The sequence below is a fragment of the Streptomyces sp. BRA346 genome (genome assembly GCF_052851135.1).
In genome coordinates this window covers 1-16,832 of the sequence record NZ_JAIWIH010000010.1, presented here as the reverse complement: position 1 = coordinate 16,832, position 16,832 = coordinate 1, and the positions used below count along the sequence as shown (strand labels likewise).

The following is a 16,832-nucleotide window of genomic DNA, read 5'->3' as shown; positions in this document are numbered from 1 at the left end:
GCTGCCTAGCGTGGTCAATCCCCGCAAACCTTGGCGCCTGCCCCGACTCTCGACAGCCAAACCCACCCACGTTTCGAAATGGTTTCCCGCCTATGTCCGAAAGCACTGTTGTCGTCTTCGGCGAGCAGCCCCCGGTCCGGCTGGACCGGCTGGCCGGCCGGGCCCAGGTCGTGGTGTGCGACGAGAAGACCCTGCCCGACGCCCTGCCCTCCGCGGATGTCCTCCTGGTCTGGGATTTCACCTCCGACGCGGTACGCGACGCCTGGCCCGGCGACGGCCCCCGGCCGCGGTGGGTCCACACCGCCAGCGCCGGGGTGGACCGGCTGCTGAGCCCCGAATTGACCGCGTCCGACACGGTGTTGACCAACGCGCGCGGCGTCTTCGAACAGCCGATCGCCGAGTACGTCGCCGGTCTGGTCATCGCCATGGGCAAGGACTTCTTCGGAAGCTGGGAGCTCCAGCGGCAGCGGCGCTGGCAGCACCGCGAGACGATGCGCCTGGCCGGGTCGCGCGCGGCCGTCATCGGCGCCGGGCCCATCGGCCGGGCCATCGGCACCACCCTCTCCGCCCTCGGGATCGAGGTCGACCTGGTGGGACGCACCGCCCGCCCGGGCGTACGCGGGAACGACGAACTGCCCGGGCTGCTCGCGCAGGCCGACTGGGTGATCTCCGTCGCGCCGCTCACCGAGGACACGCGCGGCATGTTCGACCGGACCGCCTTCGCCCGTATGAAGTCCACCGCCCGCTTCATCAACGTCGGACGCGGCCCCCTCGTCATCGAGGCCGACCTCAAGGCCGCCCTCATCGGACGGCACATCGCGGGCGCCGCGCTGGACGTCTTCGAGAACGAGCCGCTGTCCCCCGACGACCCCCTGTGGGACGTGCCCGGGCTCTTCGTCTCGCCCCACATGAGCGGCGACACGGTCGGCTGGCGCGACCACCTCGCCGAACAGTTCCAGGACAACTACGACCGCTGGAGCGCCGGCGAACCCCTGCTCAACATCGTCGACAAGCGCCTCGGCTACGTACCCGTGGACTGATCGCACGGCCTCACGATCTGCACGATCTGAACGGAGAGCTGGATGACCGACCTGCACGACCTGACAGCGGTTCAACTCCTCGAGCGGTACGGCTCCGGCGACCTCTCCCCCGTCGAGGCCACACGAGCCGCGCTCGACCGGATCGAGCAGATCCAGCCGAGGGTCAACGCCTACAGCCGGGTGGACGGCGAGGAAGCCCTGCGCCAGGCGGAGGAGTCCGCCGAACGGTGGCGGCGCGGCGAGCCCGCCGGGCTCCTGGACGGCGTTCCGGTGTCCGTGAAGGACATCCTGCTGATGCGCGGCGGCCCCACGCTGCGCGGGTCGCGCACGGTACGGACCGACGGGCCGTGGGACGAGGACGCGCCCGCGGTGGCCCGGATGCGGGACCACGGGGCGGTGTTTCTCGGCAAGACGACGACCCCGGAGTTTGGCTGGAAAGGTGTCACGGACAACCCCGTGGACGGGGTGACGGGCAATCCGTACGACCCCGGGCGCACCGCGGGCGGCTCCAGCGGCGGCAGCGCGGCCGCCGTCGCGATGGGCGCCGGTCCGCTCAGCCTCGGCACGGACGGCGGCGGGTCCGTGCGCATCCCCGCCTCCTTCTGCGGCATCTTCGCGCTCAAACCCACCTACGGGCGGGTGCCGATATACCCGGCCAGCGCCTTCGGAACCCTCGCCCATGTGGGGCCCATGACCCGGGACGCGGCCGACTCCGCCCTGCTCATGGACGTCATCACCGGGCCTGACTGGCGCGACTGGTCGCAGCTCGGCCCCCTCGGGGGGAGTTTCCGGGAGGCCATCAGCGCGGGCGGCGGCTCGATCGACGGGCTGCGGGTCGCCTACAGCCCGACGATGGGCGGCGCTGCCGCCGTCGACCCGGAGGTGGCCGCGGCGGTGCGGCGGGCCGTGGATCTGCTGGCCGGGCTGGGCGCCGTCGTGGAGGAGATCGACCCGGGCATCGAGGACCCCGTGGAGGCCTTCCACACGCTGTGGTTCAGCGGCGCGGCGCGGGTGGTGCAGCCGCTCGGGCAGGAGCAGTGGGAACTGCTCGACCCGGGGCTGCGGGAGATCTGTGCCCAGGGGGCCGCGTACAGCGCGCTCGACTATCTGGCGGCCGTGGACGTACGGATGGCGCTCGGGCACGCGATGGGGCGCTTCCACTCCGCGTACGACCTGCTGGTCACGCCGACCCTGCCGATCACCGCCTTCGAGGCGGGGGTGGAGGTGCCCGAGGGGTCGGGGCATACCCGGTGGACCGGGTGGACGCCGTTCACGTACCCCTTCAACATGACGCAGCAGCCGGCGGCGTCCGTGCCGTGCGGGATGTCGTCGGCGGGGTTGCCGATCGGGGTGCAGTTGGTGGGGGCGCGGCATGCGGATGCGGTGGTTTTGCGGGTGGCGCATGCGTTGTATGGGGCCGGGGTGACGGAGGGCGTCCATCCGCCGGTGGGGTGACGGTTCCCCCACCCCGCGCCCCTTCCCGACCCCTGACGATTTGCGGCTCCGCCGCGCGAGAGGCTCCGCCCCGGACCCCGCTGGGACTGCGCCCCGGACCCCGTTGCGGGGGGCTCCGCCCCTGCACCCCCGCCGGGGCTCCGCCCCTGGACCCCGGTCCTCAAACGCCGGACGGGCTGGGGGTAGGGCATCCCCGCCCCGGGCCCCGGTCCTCAAACGCCGGACGGGCTGGTTTCCCGGACCGGGGTGGATTTCCCCGCCCGGGCTGCTTTTCCCGGCCTCGGGTGGATTTCCCGGACCAGGCTGGACTCCCCGGCCCGGGCTGGTTTTCCCGGGCCTCGGTCCAGCCCGGGGTCGGGTTTCCGGGCCCGCACCGGGGCCGGGGCGGTGCCCCGGCCCCGGCGGGGGCATGGCGTCAGGCCCGGCGGAAGCTCAGGGTTTCGCCCAGGGCGCCTGCGCGCCAGAGGTCTTGGCAGGCGTCGGCCATGCGGTCGAGGCCGTCGACGACCGAGCCCCAGACGATGCCCGGGACCCAGCCCGCGTCACCGTTGATGAGCAGGTTGTTCCGCTCGTAGAACAGCGCGAGGTCGATCACCTGGCGCTTGCCCTGGTGCTTGGCCTGGGCCTCGTAGCCGTAGGACTTCGTGCCGAGCTGGGTGTCGGAGAAGGTGAAGTAGCACAGGTCCCCGGGGATGGGGGTGATCGTGGGGTTCTCCAGCGGGGGCTCCTCGGGGGCGAAGGGGGCCAGCAGCGCGTAGATCTCGTTCCGCGCGTACTTGGCGTGGTACACGTCGCCCCCCAGCGGCAGCGCGTTCCAGACCGCCTCGCAGGTGATCGGCGCGCGGTCATCGAGGAGTTTCGCGGTACAGGTCACTCCGCGCTTGTCGAGCGAGACCTCGATGAACCGGTCGGCTCGGTCAACCATCGACATTCCTCCAGGTCGCTTCGGAACCAGTCCTTCACCAGTCCTTCCCCAGGGGGCATACCCAGCATCGTCTGTATCAAGGGCTGGAAACGACCTGCATATATTTCGTGGGTTCGGGTAGTCGCGCGCCCATGGCTCCACCACGTGGGAAAGACATCGATAGCAGAGCAAAAGGGGCATCCCGTCGATCGCTTCTGGTCGGCGGCGCGGCCCTTGGCCTGCTGGGCGCGGTCGGCTGTAGCCGGGTGTCCAGCTCGGACGCCAGAGATGGGGGCAATCTGCTGGAGCGCCTGAGGGCGCAGGGGACGGTCCGACTGGGAATTGCGGGGGAGATCCCATTCGGGTATATCGACAAGAATGGCGACTTCACCGGTGAGGCGCCGGAGATCGCGAAGGTCATCTTCAAGCGGCTGGGGGTGGACAAGGTCCAGCCCGTGCCGACCGAGTTCGGCTCCCTGATTCCGGGGCTCCGTTCGCAGCAGTTCGACGTGGTCTCCGCGGGGATGTACATCAATCCCGAACGCTGCGCCCAAGTGATCTTTTCCGACCCCGACTACCGCATGCGGGACGCGTTCATCGTCCGCAAGGGCAATCCGAAGAACCTGCACAATTACGAAGACATCGTCAAGCAGAAGGCCAAAATGGCCACCGGCACCGCCTATGCCGAGATCGATTACGCCAAGAACGCCGGGGTCAAGGAGAGCGACATGCTGATCCTCCCGGACCAGTTGGCCGGGCTGCTGGCAGTGGAGCAGGGCCGGGCCGATGTGTTCGCGGGCACGACCGTGACCGTGCACAACGTGGTCAAGCAGCGGAACAGCAAGCGGGCCGAGGCGACCGAACCGTTCCAGGCCATGCTCGACGGCAAGCCGGACATCGGGGCGGGCGGCTTCGCCTTCCGGCCGGAGGAGACCAAGCTCCGCGATGCCTTCAACGTCGAGCTGCACAAGATGAAGAAGAGCGGTGAGCTGCTGCGCATCGTGCGGCCCTTCGGGTTCACCGAGGGCGAGATGACCGACCTGACCGCCGAGGAGCTGTGCAAATGACGGCCGGGCTGTGGGAACACTGGCTTCTTCCGGGCGTCTGGATCACGGTCCAGCTGACCCTGTACTGCGCGGCCTTCGCCCTCGCCGTCGCCTTCGGCATCGGCATGGCGCGCACCTCGCGGCTGCGGTTCGTCCGCTTCCTCACCGCCTGCTACGTGGAGATCTTCCGCGGTACATCGGCCCTGGTGCTGATGTTCTGGCTGGCGTTCGTGATGCCGCTCGCCTTCGGCTGGCAGCTGTTCCCGATGTGGGCGGCGGTGCTGGCCATCGGGCTGAACTACGGGGCGTACGGCTCCGAGATCGTCCGCGGCGCGATCGCCTCCGTGGCGCCCGCGCAGCGCGAGGCGGCCATCGCGCTCAGCTTCACCCCGGCGCAGCGGATGCGGCGGGTGATCCTGCCGCAGGCGATCCCCGAGATGATCCCGCCGTTCAACAATCTGCTGATCGAGATCCTGAAGGCGACGGCCCTGGTCTCGGCCGTGAACGTCGCCGACATCACCTTCGCCGCCCAGCTGTCCCGGCTGGCGACGGGTGAGAGTGCGCAGATCTACACGATCATCCTGGTCCTGTACTTCGTGCTGGCGTTCATCCTGACCCGGCTGATGCGGCTGCTGGAGCGGCGTGCCAAGGCCAACATCGGCCAGGCTCCGCCCAAGGGCTCGCTGGTCACGCGCAAGCTGATCGGCAAGCAGGAGTCCGAGCAGTCGCGCAACATCGTCGTCGGAGGAGGTGCCCAGTGAAGTGGGACTGGGACGTGGCCAGGGACTTCCTCCCGCAGCTGGGCCACGGGCTGCTGATCACGCTGGAGGCCACCGCCCTCGGCTCCATCCTGGCGTTCGCGCTGGGGCTGGTGTGGGCGATGGCGTTCCGCTCGCCGAGCCGCTTCGTGCGCTGGCCGGTGTCGGCGGTGACGGAGTTCATCCGCAACACCCCGCTGCTGGTGCAGCTGTTCTTCTTCTTCTACGTGCTGCCCACCTGGGACATCAAGTTCTCGGCGCTCACCACTGGTGTGATCGCGCTCGGGCTGCACTACTCGACGTACACCGCCGAGGTCTACCGGGCCGGTATCGACGGTGTACCGGTGGGCCAGTGGGAGGCCGCCACCGCGCTCAGCCTCTCCCGGGGCCGCACCTGGCAGGCGGTGATCCTTCCGCAGGCGATCCGCCGCGTGGTGCCCGCCCTCGGCAACTACGTCATCGCGATGCTGAAGGACTCCCCGATGCTCGCGCTGATCGGCGTCGTCGACATGCTTCAGAAGGCGCGGGGCGAGGCCTCGTCGTCCTTCCACTACATCGAGCCGTTCACGATGGTCGGCATCGCCTTCATCCTCATCGCCTATCCGGCATCTCTTCTCATGCGAGCCCTGGAGCGTCGTCTTGGCCACTGAAACCGACCACACGAATCCTGCCGTGGACGGCAGTGAACTGATCCGCTTCGACAAGGTGACCAAGCGCTTCGGCAGCAATACCGTCCTGGACGACCTCGACTTCTCGGTGTCCTCCGGCAAGCACGTCACCCTCATCGGCCCGTCCGGATCCGGCAAGACCACGATCCTGCGGCTGCTGATGACGCTGCTCAAGCCCGACGAGGGCACGATCAAGGTCGACGGGGACTACCTCACCCACGAGGACAAGGGCGGCAAGCTGGTCCCGGCGGGCGAGAAGCACACCCGTGAGGTGCGCAAGAAGATCGGCATGGTCTTCCAGCAGTTCAACCTCTTCCCCAACATGCGGGTGCTGCGGAACATCACCGAGGCCCCGGTGAACGTCCTGGGCCTGAACAAGGACGAGGCCGAGGAGCGGGCGCGGGAGCTGCTGGATCTCGTCGGCCTCGGCGACAAGTGCGACATGTATCCGACGCAGCTGTCCGGCGGGCAGCAGCAGCGGGTGGCGATCGCGAGGGCGCTGGCCATGCGGCCGCAGGTGATGCTGCTGGACGAGGTCACCTCGGCGCTCGACCCGGAGCTGGTGGCCGGAGTGCTCGACGTCCTGCGGGACATCGCCCATACGACGGACATCACCATGCTGTGCGTGACGCACGAGATGAACTTCGCGCGCGACATCTCCGACGACGTGCTGATGTTCGACGCGGGCCGGGTCATCGAGTCCGGACCGCCGGAGAAGATCTTCTCGGAGCCGGAGCACGAGCGGACCCGGGAGTTCCTGAGCGCGGTGCTGTAAACCCGTACCGCAACGCCGCGAGGGGGCGATGTGGGCGGCTTGACGATGGCACATGCCATCGCTCAACTTCCGCTCCATATCGCCCCCTTGGCGGCTATCGTGGTACGAAGCCGCCTCCTGCGGGCCCCCGTGGGCTACCCCGCACCCGTGACCCGCAGCGACGGCGTTGACGCAAGCGGTCACCACCTGCGAGAGGGGACGCCGTGGTGCTGGGGCCCGAGCCGATCGCACCGCTCCGCTCGGTGCGGCACGCCCTGCGCATCCTGGAGGTCGTCGCCCGGCATTCCGGCGGGGTGAGCCACGCCGGGATAGCCCGCGAGACCCGGCTGCCGAGCGACCGGCTCGTCGAGCTGCTGCGGATGCTGCGCCGCGAGGGGTACGTGGAGCAGATCGCCGACGGGGCGTACATCGGCGGTACGTCCCTCACCCTGCTGGACACCGGGGTGCCGGGGCGCGGCCGGGCCGTCGAGGACAAGCTCCAGAAGTCGCTCGGCGCGCTCCGTGACTCGGTGGGCGCGGCGGTCTACTTCAGCCGCTACGTGGACGGCGAAGTCAAGATCACGCAGTACGCCGACGGGCCGCAGACACCCAAGGTCAACGAGTGGGTGGACTTCCGCGCCGCCGCCCATGCGATGGCCGTCGGAAAGTGCCTGCTCACCCAGCTCGACCACGACGGCCGCCGGGACCATCTCTCCCGCCACAAGACGGTCCGGCTCACCTCGCGGACGACGACCAGCGAGAAGGTGCTCTTCCGCAAGCTGGACAGCCAGCCACCCACCGTGCCCGTGCTCGACCTCCAGGAATACGCCGTGGGCACGGTCTGCGCGGCCGTCCCCGTCACGGCGGGCCACACGGTCGGATGCCTGGCGCTGTCCCTCCCCCTGGAGCGCGCGCACCGGCTGCGTCAGGCGGCCTACCTGCTCAATCGCGAGGCGGCGCCGATGCTGCTCTCACTGACCATCTGACGCCGGTCACCGGCGGCGGTCACCGGCGTTGGTCAAAAGCACCCTCCCGGACCAGGTAGTATTTACTTCGTCAGCAGGCGCCGCTAGCTCAGTTGGTTAGAGCAGCTGACTCTTAATCAGCGGGTCCGGGGTTCGAGTCCCTGGCGGCGCACATGGCAGCGATTCGGGGCTTCTCGTTCATCGAGGAGCCCCGGTCGCGTTTGGCGGATACATACCGCCCTGACTCGTCTGAGCTTCCGCGCGCGTCACCGCCTGATATCGATGCGTCACTCGTGGGAGTGATCCACCACGAACTGTGTCCCCGTCGCACGCGTGCCCAGGAATGCTGGCTTCCTCCAGGAAAGAGGTGCAACATGACGGTTATGACCGAGCGCACGTCTCACATGCAGGTGGAAGAGTTCGAAGAGATCGCCTCTACCGTGCCCGAAACCGTCACGTTGGAGTTCATCAACGGACGGATCGAGGAGAAGTGCGTGCCGGACGGGGATCACGACGAGATCGTCAGGTGGCTACAGAAGCGCTGTATGCAGCACCGCCCCGACCTCTGGCTCTACGCGGGCGAGCGTGGGCTGAAGGTCGAGGCGTACCGCAAGGGGCGGGCCCGCCCGGACGGCGTGCTGGCGCCGGACGGGCACTTCAGAGGACACGGTGAGTGGTCCGACCCCGAAGGGGTCCTGATGGCTGTCGAGGTCACCTCGCACGACGGGGATACCGACCGCCGCGACCGGATCGACAAGCCCGCCGCCTACGCGGCGGCAGGCATTCCCGTCTACCTCCTCGTGGACCGTGACGCCTGTGCGGTCATCGTGCACACCAACCCCGCCCCGAAGAGCGGCTGCTACCTCGACATCCACCGGGCCCCCTTCGGCGAGCAGGTGGTCCTTCCCGACCCGGTGGGCATCACGCTGGACTCGGACGTCCTCAAGAACTACGTCCGCTGACCCCCTGCCCGGCGGGGGCCCGCGGGACCGCCCGGCCCTCGTCGCCTCGGGGCAGGGGCGACAAGGGCCGGGCGGCGGTCTTCAGTACCGCTGCCGACCGCCCGGGTAGCGGACCGGCTGTCGGCACTCGAGGGAATCATCGGGCGGACGCTGCCCGTCCAGCGCGTAGCAGAGGGCCGCGTGCAACTGCTCCGCGGAGGCAGGGGTCAGTGGTAGTTCGGTGACGGCGAGATGCTGTCCGTCGCCGCTGATCCGGAGTGGCAGCGACAGTACGCCGCCGTCGGCGCGGCGCAAGCCCCGCCCCGGGACGAGGCTGATCGTCCAGCGGGTCACGGCGCCTCCCCTCCGCTACCGGACGCCCAGTGGTCATCCGCGCCGTCCTCCGGCTCGGCCGGTCCGTTCTCCTCGTCGCCCGTGGGCAGTCGCGCTCCTCTGCTCTCGGCCACCCGAAGCACGTCGCGCAGCGCCTCACACAGCCGCTCCGCCAGGAAGCGAACCTCCCCGATGTCCGCCTTCCGGTCGTCGAGCAACGCGCGGGCGTGGCCGAGGAGTTCGGCGCCCATGGACAGCTGAAGGGCCTCGATCTCGTCCGCCCGGCGGCTCAAGCGGCTATGGGCACCGGCTGGCGCGAGGTAGCACGGCCTGCCGTCCGGGCTGGTCCACGGCAGCAGCCGCAGGCCGCCTGTTGCGGTCACCGGCCCGCCCCCACGAGGACGCCGTGAATCCACTCCGTTCCCGCGTCCAAGCCGTCGAAGGCCAGCGGCAACACCCGCCGCCGCTCCCGCTGTTGCCGGTGGCGTTGCTCGCTCCGGCTCCGCTGGTGTTCCTCGTGGGCGAGGACGTACGGCCGGACGAGCAACCGTCCGGTGTCGAGCGGCACGTCAAGCTTGTGCGGAATCGGCGAAGTTGGACGTCGGGCGGTGACGGCCGAGGGTGGCATGCCGCCGGTGGTCGTCGGTGGAGGTGCCACGGTCGCGGCGGCCCCGGTGAGCGCCGCCGGCCCGGCCCGGTGACGGCCGCGCGGCCGTAAGGCGACGCAAACCGATCTCACCCATTCGAGTGCACGCCGCATAGGATCGAGCACGTCATCAGCTCCTTCTCAGCTGTTGGCCACGCCCCCGGACGGTCCGACGTCGCGGGGGTCTTTCGCGCAGCCCTCGTGTACAGACGCGCCACACCGTCTTCCCTTCAGCCGATGTGGAGCAGGGCTACCACCATGAACCCCGAGGGCATACGCTCACCAGGAGTGACGCGTGGCCAACCGTCGGTTGTCCACGCCCGCTCGTTCGATGGAGAGGTCCGCTCGATGACAGAACGCGAAGACGACGAACGGCTCACCCTGCCCCAACTTCTGGGCAATGAGCTGAAGCGTCAGCGTGAACGGAGGGGGTGGTCTCTGCGAGACCTCAAGGAGCAGACCACATTCGACCACGCCTATCTAGGACGAGTGGAACGCGGAGAGCAGCTACCGTCGGAGAAAATGACGCGGTCCCTCGACGCATTATTCAAGACGGGCGGCACACTGCTTGAGATCCTCGAAGTAGCCAGAGCAGGGTCAATCCAAGGTTATGCACAGAAGGCCGCCGCGCAGGAATCCAAGGCGGAACGCATCCAAGTCTTCACCAGCAGCACCATCCCTGCACTCCTGCAAACGGAAGACTACGCGACAGCCTTCATCCGCACCGAGCACCCCAAAGCCCCCACCAGCGACATCACCGGAACCATCACCGCTCGAATGGCGCGCAAGGGAGTGTTTTCCAGGGCTGACGCTCCACCATACTGGGCAATCATGGATGAAGCAGCACTAAGGCGACCTGTTGGCGGATCAGCGACAATGACTGATCAACTCTTCCAGATCCTGAAAAGGATCGAAAATCCCAACATCACCGTCCAAGTAATCCCCTTTGAGCAAGGTGAATATTGGATGCTCGGAGGCAGCCTGACACTGATCACCAAACCCAACGGAACAACCATTGCCTATGTCGAGTCGTTTGGATCGGGCGAACTGGTAGAGTCAACCAAGAGGGTGGTGCAGTTAACTCAGCAGTTTGACTCGGTTCGACAACTAGCGCTACCCGAACCCGCGTCAGCGGATCTCATTAAAAGGTACCTGGAGGAATACCAGTGACCCGACTCAGGGGCCTGAATGGCGCCCAATGGCGCAAATCTACTTACAGCAATGGAATGGAGAACTGCGTCGAGGTCGCCGACGGCCCTCTCGGCTCCGTCCCCGTCCGAGACAGCAAGAACCTTAACGGCCCGGTGCTCGTTTTCCCTAAGTCTTCTTGGTCATCGTTCACATCGGCAGTCAAGCATGGGAACTTCACCAGCGGCTGACTGGTGATACCTCATCAGGCAAGCGCCTCTCTCTCGCAACGCGACTGGCCGACCTCGACGGTGCCGCAGGTTCGCTCGGACCACGACATCAGGTCCGTGACAGCTGAGCGGTGATCTCACTTTCGGGGGCCACGCAGGCGATCAAGCTGAATGGCCCGGGTGACGGCACCCGGGCCATTCAGCTTATGCGGCCACCCCTTACCTCCAGCGTGCTCAGCAGCTCCCCCGTGGCGGCGGCGATCGTCTCGACCGCCTTGTCGAAGGCCGCGACGTTGTGCGGAGCGGGCTGCCGGAAGCCGCTGATCTTGCGTACGTACTGGAGCGCGGCGGCGCGCATGTCCTCCTCGGTGACCGATTCGGCATACGGCGGGCGGAGCGTCTTGATGGATCTGCACATACCCACGACGGTACGCCGCCGGTCCGACAACGCGGTCCGCCGGCGAGGGGTTCGGTACTGCTGCCACTTGCCGTGTACGAGTGCGCGTTCGCGAGCGTCAGTGAGCGCCGCCGTCTGGCGGCTGGGCGCGTGCACGGACGTCCGGCCGGTGAGAACGGGGGTTCGTCCGTCGGATACGTGACCTTTGCGAGGGGTGTTCGTTGGGCGGGGTGACGGGGTCTTCGAGGCCGGGTGGGGGGGACGGGAGTGGATGGGCTGCGCGAGGTGGCGGCGCCGTTCGTCGTGCCCGGCCCCTGCGGGGTGGCGATCCGGGACCGCCTCAAGGGCCTGACCGCCGGAGACGAGGAGGTGCTGCGGCTGGTCGGTGACCATCTCGGGTCACTGGCATCACGCGATCTGAGGGCGCGGTGCGCGGCGGGTCTGAAGCACGACGGCGAGCGGTGGGCACGGCGCAAGCGGGAGTTGAGCGGGCAGTCGTCGTCGCGGTGGGCGGGGTCGCTGACGAAGGCCACGCATGATCAGTGGGCACTGGCGAGGCGCGGTCAGGCCGCGCACATCCGCAGCCTGGAGGCCGGGATCGGCGCGGTCCGCCTCCGGCTGTCACTCCCCCTCGGGTTGAAGGGATCGAAGCGGGCGGCGGGCGGTTATGGCAGCGAGAGCGAGTGGTTTGCCAAGTCGCGTCGTCTGCGGGTGCTGGAGGACCGGCTGGAGCGGGAGCGGGCCGACCGGGAGGCCGGGCGGGTGCGGGTCGTGCGGGGCGGGAAGCGGCTGCTGAACACCCGGCATCACCTGGAGCGGGCCGGGCTCACCCAGAAGGAGTGGCGCCGCCGGTGGGAGGCGTCGCGCCGCTTCCTACAGGCGGACGGCGAGTCCGGCAAGCGGTACGGCAACGAGACCGTCCGGGTCAGCCCCGACGGGGAGGTCAGCATCCGGCTCCCGGCCCCGCTCGCCCACCTCTCCAACGCCGCGCACGGCCGGTACGTTCTTACCGCCCGCGTCACGTTTCCGCACCGGGGCGAGACCTGGCGCGACCGGATCACCGTGAACCGGGCGGTGGCCTACCGCATCCACGAGGACACCGGCCGGGGACGCTGGTACCTGACCGCGTCATGGACAATCCCGCCGGTCCAGGCCGTGCCGCTGGCGACCGCCCGCAGGAGCGGCCTGATCGGTGTCGACACGAACGCCGATCACCTGGCGGCCTGGCGGCTGGATGAGCACGGGAACCCGGTCGGCTCCCCGCGCCGGTTCGACTACGAGCTTTCGGGCACCGCCCAGCATCGCGACGCGCAGGTGCGCCACGCCCTCATCCGCCTCCTACACTGGGCCCAGCGCCACGGCCTGGCGATCGCGATCGAGGACCTGGACTTCAGCGCGGAGACGACCCGGGAGAAACACGGCAGCCGTAAACGGTTCCGCAAGCTGATCTCCGGTATGCCCGTCGCCCGGCTACGGGCCCGGCTGGTGTCGATGGCGGCCGAACTCGGCATCCCCCTGGTCGCCGTCGACCCCGCCTACACCTCCCGCTGGGGCGCCCAGCACTGGAAGAAGCCCCTTACTGGCAAGACCAGGAAGACGACCCGCCACGGCGCAGCAGCCGTGGCGATCGGACGGCGCGCCCTGGGGCACCCGATCCGGCGACGGACGTCACCGCCCCAGCAGGACCAGAGTGATCGTGCTGGGCATCGGACCGTCCAGGCCGAAGCGGGCATCCCGGGGCGTGAGGAACCCCGCCCCCGCGTTCCCGGACCACGCACCAGATGCGTGCTGCCCGGACGCGGAGCGAACGCGGGCAACCAGAACACCCAGCACCGTTCGGGGTGTTCGGCTGAGCATGGGCCCTGGCAACAGGACTCACTCCCGCTCAGTCCCTCGTGCCGCGTCAGCCAAGGTTCACCCCGCTCGCCGCCCTGGGACCGAGTAGGCCCACTACGAGGCCGATCCGGCGCCTTGCATCTGACCGCACCAGGACGCCTCGCTACCGGGCAAACCTTGACTGACGCGGCACTAGGAACGGTCGCCAAGCAGACCATCTACCGCTGGTGGAGCACCAAGATCGACGTCCTCATGGACGCCTTCCTCCAGGACGCGGCCAAGGACCTCGTCCAGCAGGATTCCGGTGACCTCGCCGTCGATCTGCGCCACTATCTGCGCCAGCTGGCCTGGTTCCTCAGCGCGTCCGACTCCGGCGCCGTCTTCCGGGCTCTGATCGCCCAGGCCCAGCATGATCCGGAGTTCGCCCGGGACTTCCGCGCCCGCTACCTGGACGAGCAGCGCCGCCGCGACCGCCTGCCGCTGGAACGGGCCGTGGAGCGGGGGCAGTTGCCGTCCGGGCTGGATCTGGCGGCCGAGATCGACCAGCTCATGGGCCCGGTCTACTACCGGGTGCTGGTGACCGACGAGCCCGTCGGCGAGGAGTTCACCGACCGGCTGGTCGACGCCTTTCTACGGCGCCACGGCTAGACCGCCGCGCCGCCGTCCAGCATGAAGGTGCGCATCAGCGAGGCCAGTCGGTGCGGCTGGTCCACCGGGATCAGGGTGTAGCTGTCGGGGATCTCCACATGGCGGCCCTGCGGCAGCAGGGCCGCGAGCCGGAGGCCGTGTTCCGGGGGCATCACGCGGTCCTCGGACGCCCACGCCACCAGCGCGGGCCGGTCGAAGGCGCGCAGCCGCTCGGCCCAGCGCAGCAGTTCCGCGGCGGGCGGCACGCCGAGCACGTACTTCCGCAGGTCGCGGCGGATCTCCGGGGAGGTCCACAGCGGCCGGAACCAGGCGTCCATCAGCTCCGCCGGCACCGGGCGTTTGGTCATCCAGCCCCACGTCATCGGCAGCCGCCGCAGGGGGCGCAGCTTGAGCAGGGTGAACGCGGTGCGCAAGCCCCCCGGGAGGCGGGCGGAGGTGTGGAGGTTCTTGCCGGGCAGGCCGGGCGGGAAGTTCTCGAACGCCTCGCACGAGGTGATGACCAGCCGCCCGATCCGCTCGTCGCGGCCGTCGGCGACGAGGGCCTGGGCGCCGCCCCAGTCGTTCATCGCGAGGGTGACGTCCCTGAGGTCCAGCCGCTCCAGGAACTCGGCCACCAGCCGGGCCACGCCGAGGACGGACAGATCGGCGTCGGGGCGCATGGGGCGGCGGTGGCCGCCCAGCGGCAGGGTGGGGACGATGCAGCGGACGCCGGGGCGGAGTCCGGCGACGACCTCGCGCCACAGCGAGCCGTCCATGGCGACTCCGTGCAGCAGGACGGCGACCGGCCCCTCACCCCCGGTGTCCTCGTACTCGATGGTGCCTGCGGAGAGTTCCACCTCGTCACGATGCGCCATATGCCCGAAGGTACCCGACCCGTCACGCCAGCCGAAGACCGGTGAACGTCACGACCGGGACGGCGTCGGCGCGGACGGCCACGGCGGCGTGGTAGCCGGGCGGGGCGGGCAGGTCGGCGAGGGCCCAGCCGGGCGGGGTGGACACGTCGTCGGGGACCGGGGCGCCGAGCTCCTCCGCGAGGCCCACGTAATGGGTGCGGAGCCCGCCCGGCAGCCCGGTTCCGATGCCCTTCAGATACGCCTCCTTGCGCACCCAGCAGCTCATGAACGCCCGCTCCCGCAAGCCCTCGTCCGGCAGCGCGGCGATCGCCGCGCGCTCGCCGGGGTGCAGCTGGCCGATCAGGCCGTCGAGGCGGGCGCCGGTGCGCCGGGGGCTGCGCTCCTCGATGTCGGCGCCGACGGGCGCACCGCCCGACACCGCGCACAGCGCGGCGTCCCCGGCGTGGGAGAGCGAGAACGCCAGCGTGCCGTCACCGGCGACGGCGGGGCGGCCGTGCGGCTTGTCGCAGTCCGGCATGCCGCAGGTCTCGCGGGTGAACTCGATGTCCGCCGGGTCCGCCCCCAGATAGCCGCCGAGCACCGTCCGCAGCCCCACGTGCGAGGTGACGTACTGCTCGCGCGCCGTCTCGTGCCGCATCCCCGCGGCCCGCTCGCGCTCGCCCGCGTCCAGCGTCCGGTCCGCGACCGCGGCGGCAGCGGCGGCGTGCGGCGGGAGGTGCAGCAGCCATACGGCGACCTCGCCGGGGCCGGGGCGGTCCTCCGGGCGGGGCGGTGCGGCGAGCGGGCCCCAAGGGTCGGCGGTGGGGGCGGGGTCGTCGGCCGGGCGTATGAGCGGCACTGTTCCGTTACCTCCGTTGGAGTTCATCCGTGTCCGCCGTCCGGCGTCCGTCCACCGACGACCGTACCCGCCCGCCGCACCGGCAACGCCCGTGCCACGACGCGAGGTTGCCGTACGGGAACGCCCGGTGACTTCGGACACGTTCGCTTCCCGGCCGACCCGGCCCCGGGGCGGCACCACTACGATCGCGCACGACCGGGCACGATCTGTGATGGGGGTTTGCGACATGGCGACGGGATTCCTGACGAAGGCGGCCTCCGCGGCGACGCTCCCGGTGGCTCCGCTCTACGGCGCCTTCCTCTCGTACTTCATCTATCACCCGCCCCGGCGGCCGCATCACAAAAAGCCCGACGACCTGGGCCTGACCAGCACCGATGTCCAGGTCCCGCTGAACGGGAAGCCGCGCGGGCTGCATGTGTGGCTCTGCCCGGGCGATACGGAACGGGTGGTGGTGCTCGGCCACGGGCTGGGCTTGAGCAAGTCGGCGAGCCTGGCCCAGGCGGCGATGCTGAACCGGGCGGGCTACACGGTCGCCCTGTTCGACCACCGCAACCACGGCAAGAGCGTCTCGGACCCGGCGTGCTGGGGCATGAGCGAACGTCACACCGACGATGTGGTGGCGGTCATCAGGCATCTGCGCGCGATGGACGAGTACGCGGCGGCGCGCTTCGCCGTCTTCGGATTCTCCATCTCCGCCTTCCCCTCCTTCTACCTGCTGGGGCGCGCGGCGGACTGCCCGGTCGACGCGGTGATCTGCGACAGCGGCCCGGCGCTCGAACTTGCCCCCCTGTTCCGCAACTTCGTCGCGGCCGACGGGTTGCCCATCCCCGGCCCGCTGCGCACCGGGCTCTCCCGGAAGGCGCTGGAGACGGTCGCCGCGTCGTCGGCCCTGGCGATGCTGCGGGTGCAGTGGCCGCCGGCGGCGGAGGGGGCGTACGAGCGGACGCCGATGCTCTTCCTGGCCGGTGAGCGCGACACGATGATCCCGGCCACGGGGGTGCACGCGCTGGGCGAGCGCTATCCGCTGGCCGAGGTGCACACGCTGCCGGACACCGACCACCTCCAGGGCATCAAGGCCCAGCCGGATGTGTACGCGGACACGGTGCTGGGCTTCCTGGAGCGGACGCTCAAGGACTAGACACCCCGGAACATCGGCAGGCCCCTCCCCCGCCGACGGGGTGGGGCCTGCCGATGAGTGAAGAGCCGTGCGGCGTCAGTCCTTGATCTCGCAGATGACGGCGCCGGAGCTGACGGACGCGCCGACGTCCGCGTTCAGGTTCTTCACGATCCCGGCGCGGTGGGCGTTGAGGGGCTGTTCCATCTTCATGGCTTCGAGGACGACGACGAGGTCGCCTTCGGCCACGGTGTCGCCCTCGGCGACGGCGACCTTG

The 16,832-nt window shown here is 69.6% G+C and carries 20 protein-coding genes and 1 tRNA gene; 13 read left to right on the top strand and 8 right to left on the bottom strand.

Annotated features, from left to right (window positions below):
• Window positions 1-92: 92 nt before the first annotated feature.
• Together LCH29_RS15115 and LCH29_RS15110 are read left to right on the top strand one after the other, a co-directional pair.
• Window positions 93-1,040, top strand: coding sequence for a D-2-hydroxyacid dehydrogenase (locus LCH29_RS15115; RefSeq protein WP_446462249.1), 948 nt, complete (start codon window positions 93-95; stop codon window positions 1,038-1,040).
• Window positions 1,041-1,082: 42 nt separating this feature from the next.
• On the top strand, window positions 1,083-2,495 hold the full coding sequence (locus tag LCH29_RS15110; protein WP_446462248.1) for an amidase: 1,413 nt from the start codon (window positions 1,083-1,085) through the stop codon (window positions 2,493-2,495).
• 415 nt (window positions 2,496-2,910) lie between these two features.
• Here LCH29_RS15110 and LCH29_RS15105 read toward each other — a convergent pair whose 3' ends face one another.
• Complete coding sequence (locus LCH29_RS15105; RefSeq protein ID WP_446462247.1) at window positions 2,911-3,420, bottom strand: DUF3830 family protein; 510 nt, start codon at window positions 3,418-3,420, stop codon at window positions 2,911-2,913.
• 131 nt (window positions 3,421-3,551) lie between these two features.
• Here LCH29_RS15105 and ehuB point away from each other — a divergent pair, with 131 nt between their 5' ends.
• From ehuB to LCH29_RS15070, 7 genes are all read left to right on the top strand, one after another.
• Entirely contained in the window at window positions 3,552-4,466 is a 915-nt protein-coding gene (ehuB, locus tag LCH29_RS15100; protein ID WP_446462246.1) for an ectoine/hydroxyectoine ABC transporter substrate-binding protein EhuB, read from the top strand.
• Complete coding sequence (gene ehuC / locus LCH29_RS15095; protein ID WP_446462245.1) at window positions 4,463-5,206, top strand: ectoine/hydroxyectoine ABC transporter permease subunit EhuC; 744 nt, start codon at window positions 4,463-4,465, stop codon at window positions 5,204-5,206. The genes ehuB and ehuC overlap by 4 nt, the downstream gene beginning before the upstream one ends.
• Window positions 5,203-5,853, top strand: a complete 651-nt coding sequence (ehuD, locus tag LCH29_RS15090; protein ID WP_446462244.1) for an ectoine/hydroxyectoine ABC transporter permease subunit EhuD — start codon at window positions 5,203-5,205, stop codon at window positions 5,851-5,853. The genes ehuC and ehuD overlap by 4 nt, the downstream gene beginning before the upstream one ends.
• A gap of 22 nt (window positions 5,854-5,875) precedes the next feature.
• Window positions 5,876-6,646, top strand: coding sequence for an ectoine/hydroxyectoine ABC transporter ATP-binding protein EhuA (ehuA, locus tag LCH29_RS15085; protein WP_446462351.1), 771 nt, complete (start codon window positions 5,876-5,878; stop codon window positions 6,644-6,646).
• A gap of 203 nt (window positions 6,647-6,849) precedes the next feature.
• Window positions 6,850-7,611, top strand: coding sequence for an IclR family transcriptional regulator domain-containing protein (locus tag LCH29_RS15080; protein ID WP_446462243.1), 762 nt, complete (start codon window positions 6,850-6,852; stop codon window positions 7,609-7,611).
• A 77-nt stretch (window positions 7,612-7,688) separates the two neighbouring features.
• Window positions 7,689-7,762, top strand: a tRNA-Lys gene (locus tag LCH29_RS15075).
• 202 nt (window positions 7,763-7,964) lie between these two features.
• Window positions 7,965-8,552 (top strand): Uma2 family endonuclease, encoded by a 588-nt coding sequence (locus LCH29_RS15070; RefSeq protein WP_446462242.1) that lies wholly within the window; start codon window positions 7,965-7,967, stop codon window positions 8,550-8,552.
• Window positions 8,553-8,633: 81 nt separating this feature from the next.
• Here LCH29_RS15070 and LCH29_RS15065 read toward each other — a convergent pair whose 3' ends face one another.
• From LCH29_RS15065 to LCH29_RS15055, 3 genes are read right to left on the bottom strand one after another with little or no spacing between them, the layout of a single operon-like run.
• Entirely contained in the window at window positions 8,634-8,885 is a 252-nt protein-coding gene (locus LCH29_RS15065; RefSeq protein ID WP_446462241.1) for a hypothetical protein, read from the bottom strand.
• Complete coding sequence (locus tag LCH29_RS15060) at window positions 8,882-9,247, bottom strand: hypothetical protein (protein WP_446462240.1); 366 nt, start codon at window positions 9,245-9,247, stop codon at window positions 8,882-8,884. The genes LCH29_RS15065 and LCH29_RS15060 overlap by 4 nt, the downstream gene beginning before the upstream one ends.
• Complete coding sequence (locus LCH29_RS15055) at window positions 9,244-9,432, bottom strand: hypothetical protein (RefSeq protein ID WP_446462239.1); 189 nt, start codon at window positions 9,430-9,432, stop codon at window positions 9,244-9,246. Before LCH29_RS15055 ends, LCH29_RS15060 begins: the two co-directional genes overlap by 4 nt.
• Before the next feature lie 426 nt (window positions 9,433-9,858).
• On the opposite strand from LCH29_RS15055, the gene LCH29_RS15050 reads away from it, so the two are divergent.
• A complete protein-coding gene (locus LCH29_RS15050; RefSeq protein WP_446462238.1) occupies window positions 9,859-10,680 on the top strand; it encodes a helix-turn-helix domain-containing protein in 822 nt (273 codons plus the stop codon).
• Window positions 10,677-10,889, top strand: coding sequence for a DUF397 domain-containing protein (locus tag LCH29_RS15045; RefSeq protein WP_446462237.1), 213 nt, complete (start codon window positions 10,677-10,679; stop codon window positions 10,887-10,889). Before LCH29_RS15050 ends, LCH29_RS15045 begins: the two co-directional genes overlap by 4 nt.
• Before the next feature lie 178 nt (window positions 10,890-11,067).
• Here LCH29_RS15045 and LCH29_RS15040 read toward each other — a convergent pair whose 3' ends face one another.
• Window positions 11,068-11,286 (bottom strand): DUF2277 domain-containing protein, encoded by a 219-nt coding sequence (locus LCH29_RS15040; RefSeq protein ID WP_446462236.1) that lies wholly within the window; start codon window positions 11,284-11,286, stop codon window positions 11,068-11,070.
• Between the two features lie 246 nt (window positions 11,287-11,532).
• On the opposite strand from LCH29_RS15040, the gene LCH29_RS15035 reads away from it, so the two are divergent.
• Window positions 11,533-13,749, top strand: coding sequence for a TetR/AcrR family transcriptional regulator C-terminal ligand-binding domain-containing protein (locus LCH29_RS15035; RefSeq protein ID WP_446462235.1), 2,217 nt, complete (start codon window positions 11,533-11,535; stop codon window positions 13,747-13,749).
• Here the strand turns inward: LCH29_RS15035 and LCH29_RS15030 are convergent.
• Window positions 13,746-14,603 (bottom strand): alpha/beta fold hydrolase, encoded by an 858-nt coding sequence (locus LCH29_RS15030; RefSeq protein WP_446462234.1) that lies wholly within the window; start codon window positions 14,601-14,603, stop codon window positions 13,746-13,748. The two genes, LCH29_RS15035 and LCH29_RS15030, sit on opposite strands and share 4 nt — an antisense overlap.
• A 22-nt stretch (window positions 14,604-14,625) precedes the next feature.
• Entirely contained in the window at window positions 14,626-15,441 is an 816-nt protein-coding gene (locus LCH29_RS15025) for a 4'-phosphopantetheinyl transferase family protein (protein WP_446462233.1), read from the bottom strand.
• Window positions 15,442-15,667: 226 nt separating this feature from the next.
• Here LCH29_RS15025 and LCH29_RS15020 point away from each other — a divergent pair, with 226 nt between their 5' ends.
• Window positions 15,668-16,579 (top strand): alpha/beta hydrolase, encoded by a 912-nt coding sequence (locus tag LCH29_RS15020; protein WP_446462232.1) that lies wholly within the window; start codon window positions 15,668-15,670, stop codon window positions 16,577-16,579.
• A 75-nt stretch (window positions 16,580-16,654) separates the two neighbouring features.
• Here LCH29_RS15020 and LCH29_RS15015 read toward each other — a convergent pair.
• The coding region (locus LCH29_RS15015; protein WP_446462350.1) for an acetyl-CoA carboxylase biotin carboxyl carrier protein subunit at window positions 16,655-16,832 on the bottom strand (178 nt) is incomplete at its 5' end.

Excerpts from the sequence above, each read along its gene's own strand:
- LCH29_RS15050 (WP_446462238.1), top strand. The coding sequence starts at position 9,859 with ATGACAGAACGCGAAGACGACGAACGGCTCACCCTGCCCCAACTTCTG.
- LCH29_RS15040 (WP_446462236.1), bottom strand. The coding sequence starts at position 11,286 with ATGTGCAGATCCATCAAGACGCTCCGCCCGCCGTATGCCGAATCGGTC.
- LCH29_RS15105 (WP_446462247.1), bottom strand. The coding sequence starts at position 3,420 with ATGGTTGACCGAGCCGACCGGTTCATCGAGGTCTCGCTCGACAAGCGC.
- LCH29_RS15110 (WP_446462248.1), top strand. The coding sequence starts at position 1,083 with ATGACCGACCTGCACGACCTGACAGCGGTTCAACTCCTCGAGCGGTAC.
- ehuC (WP_446462245.1), top strand. The coding sequence starts at position 4,463 with ATGACGGCCGGGCTGTGGGAACACTGGCTTCTTCCGGGCGTCTGGATC.
- LCH29_RS15115 (WP_446462249.1), top strand. The coding sequence starts at position 93 with ATGTCCGAAAGCACTGTTGTCGTCTTCGGCGAGCAGCCCCCGGTCCGG.
- LCH29_RS15020 (WP_446462232.1), top strand. The coding sequence starts at position 15,668 with ATGGCGACGGGATTCCTGACGAAGGCGGCCTCCGCGGCGACGCTCCCG.
- LCH29_RS15030 (WP_446462234.1), bottom strand. The coding sequence starts at position 14,603 with ATGGCGCATCGTGACGAGGTGGAACTCTCCGCAGGCACCATCGAGTAC.
- LCH29_RS15070 (WP_446462242.1), top strand. The coding sequence starts at position 7,965 with ATGACGGTTATGACCGAGCGCACGTCTCACATGCAGGTGGAAGAGTTC.
- ehuB (WP_446462246.1), top strand. The coding sequence starts at position 3,552 with ATGGCTCCACCACGTGGGAAAGACATCGATAGCAGAGCAAAAGGGGCA.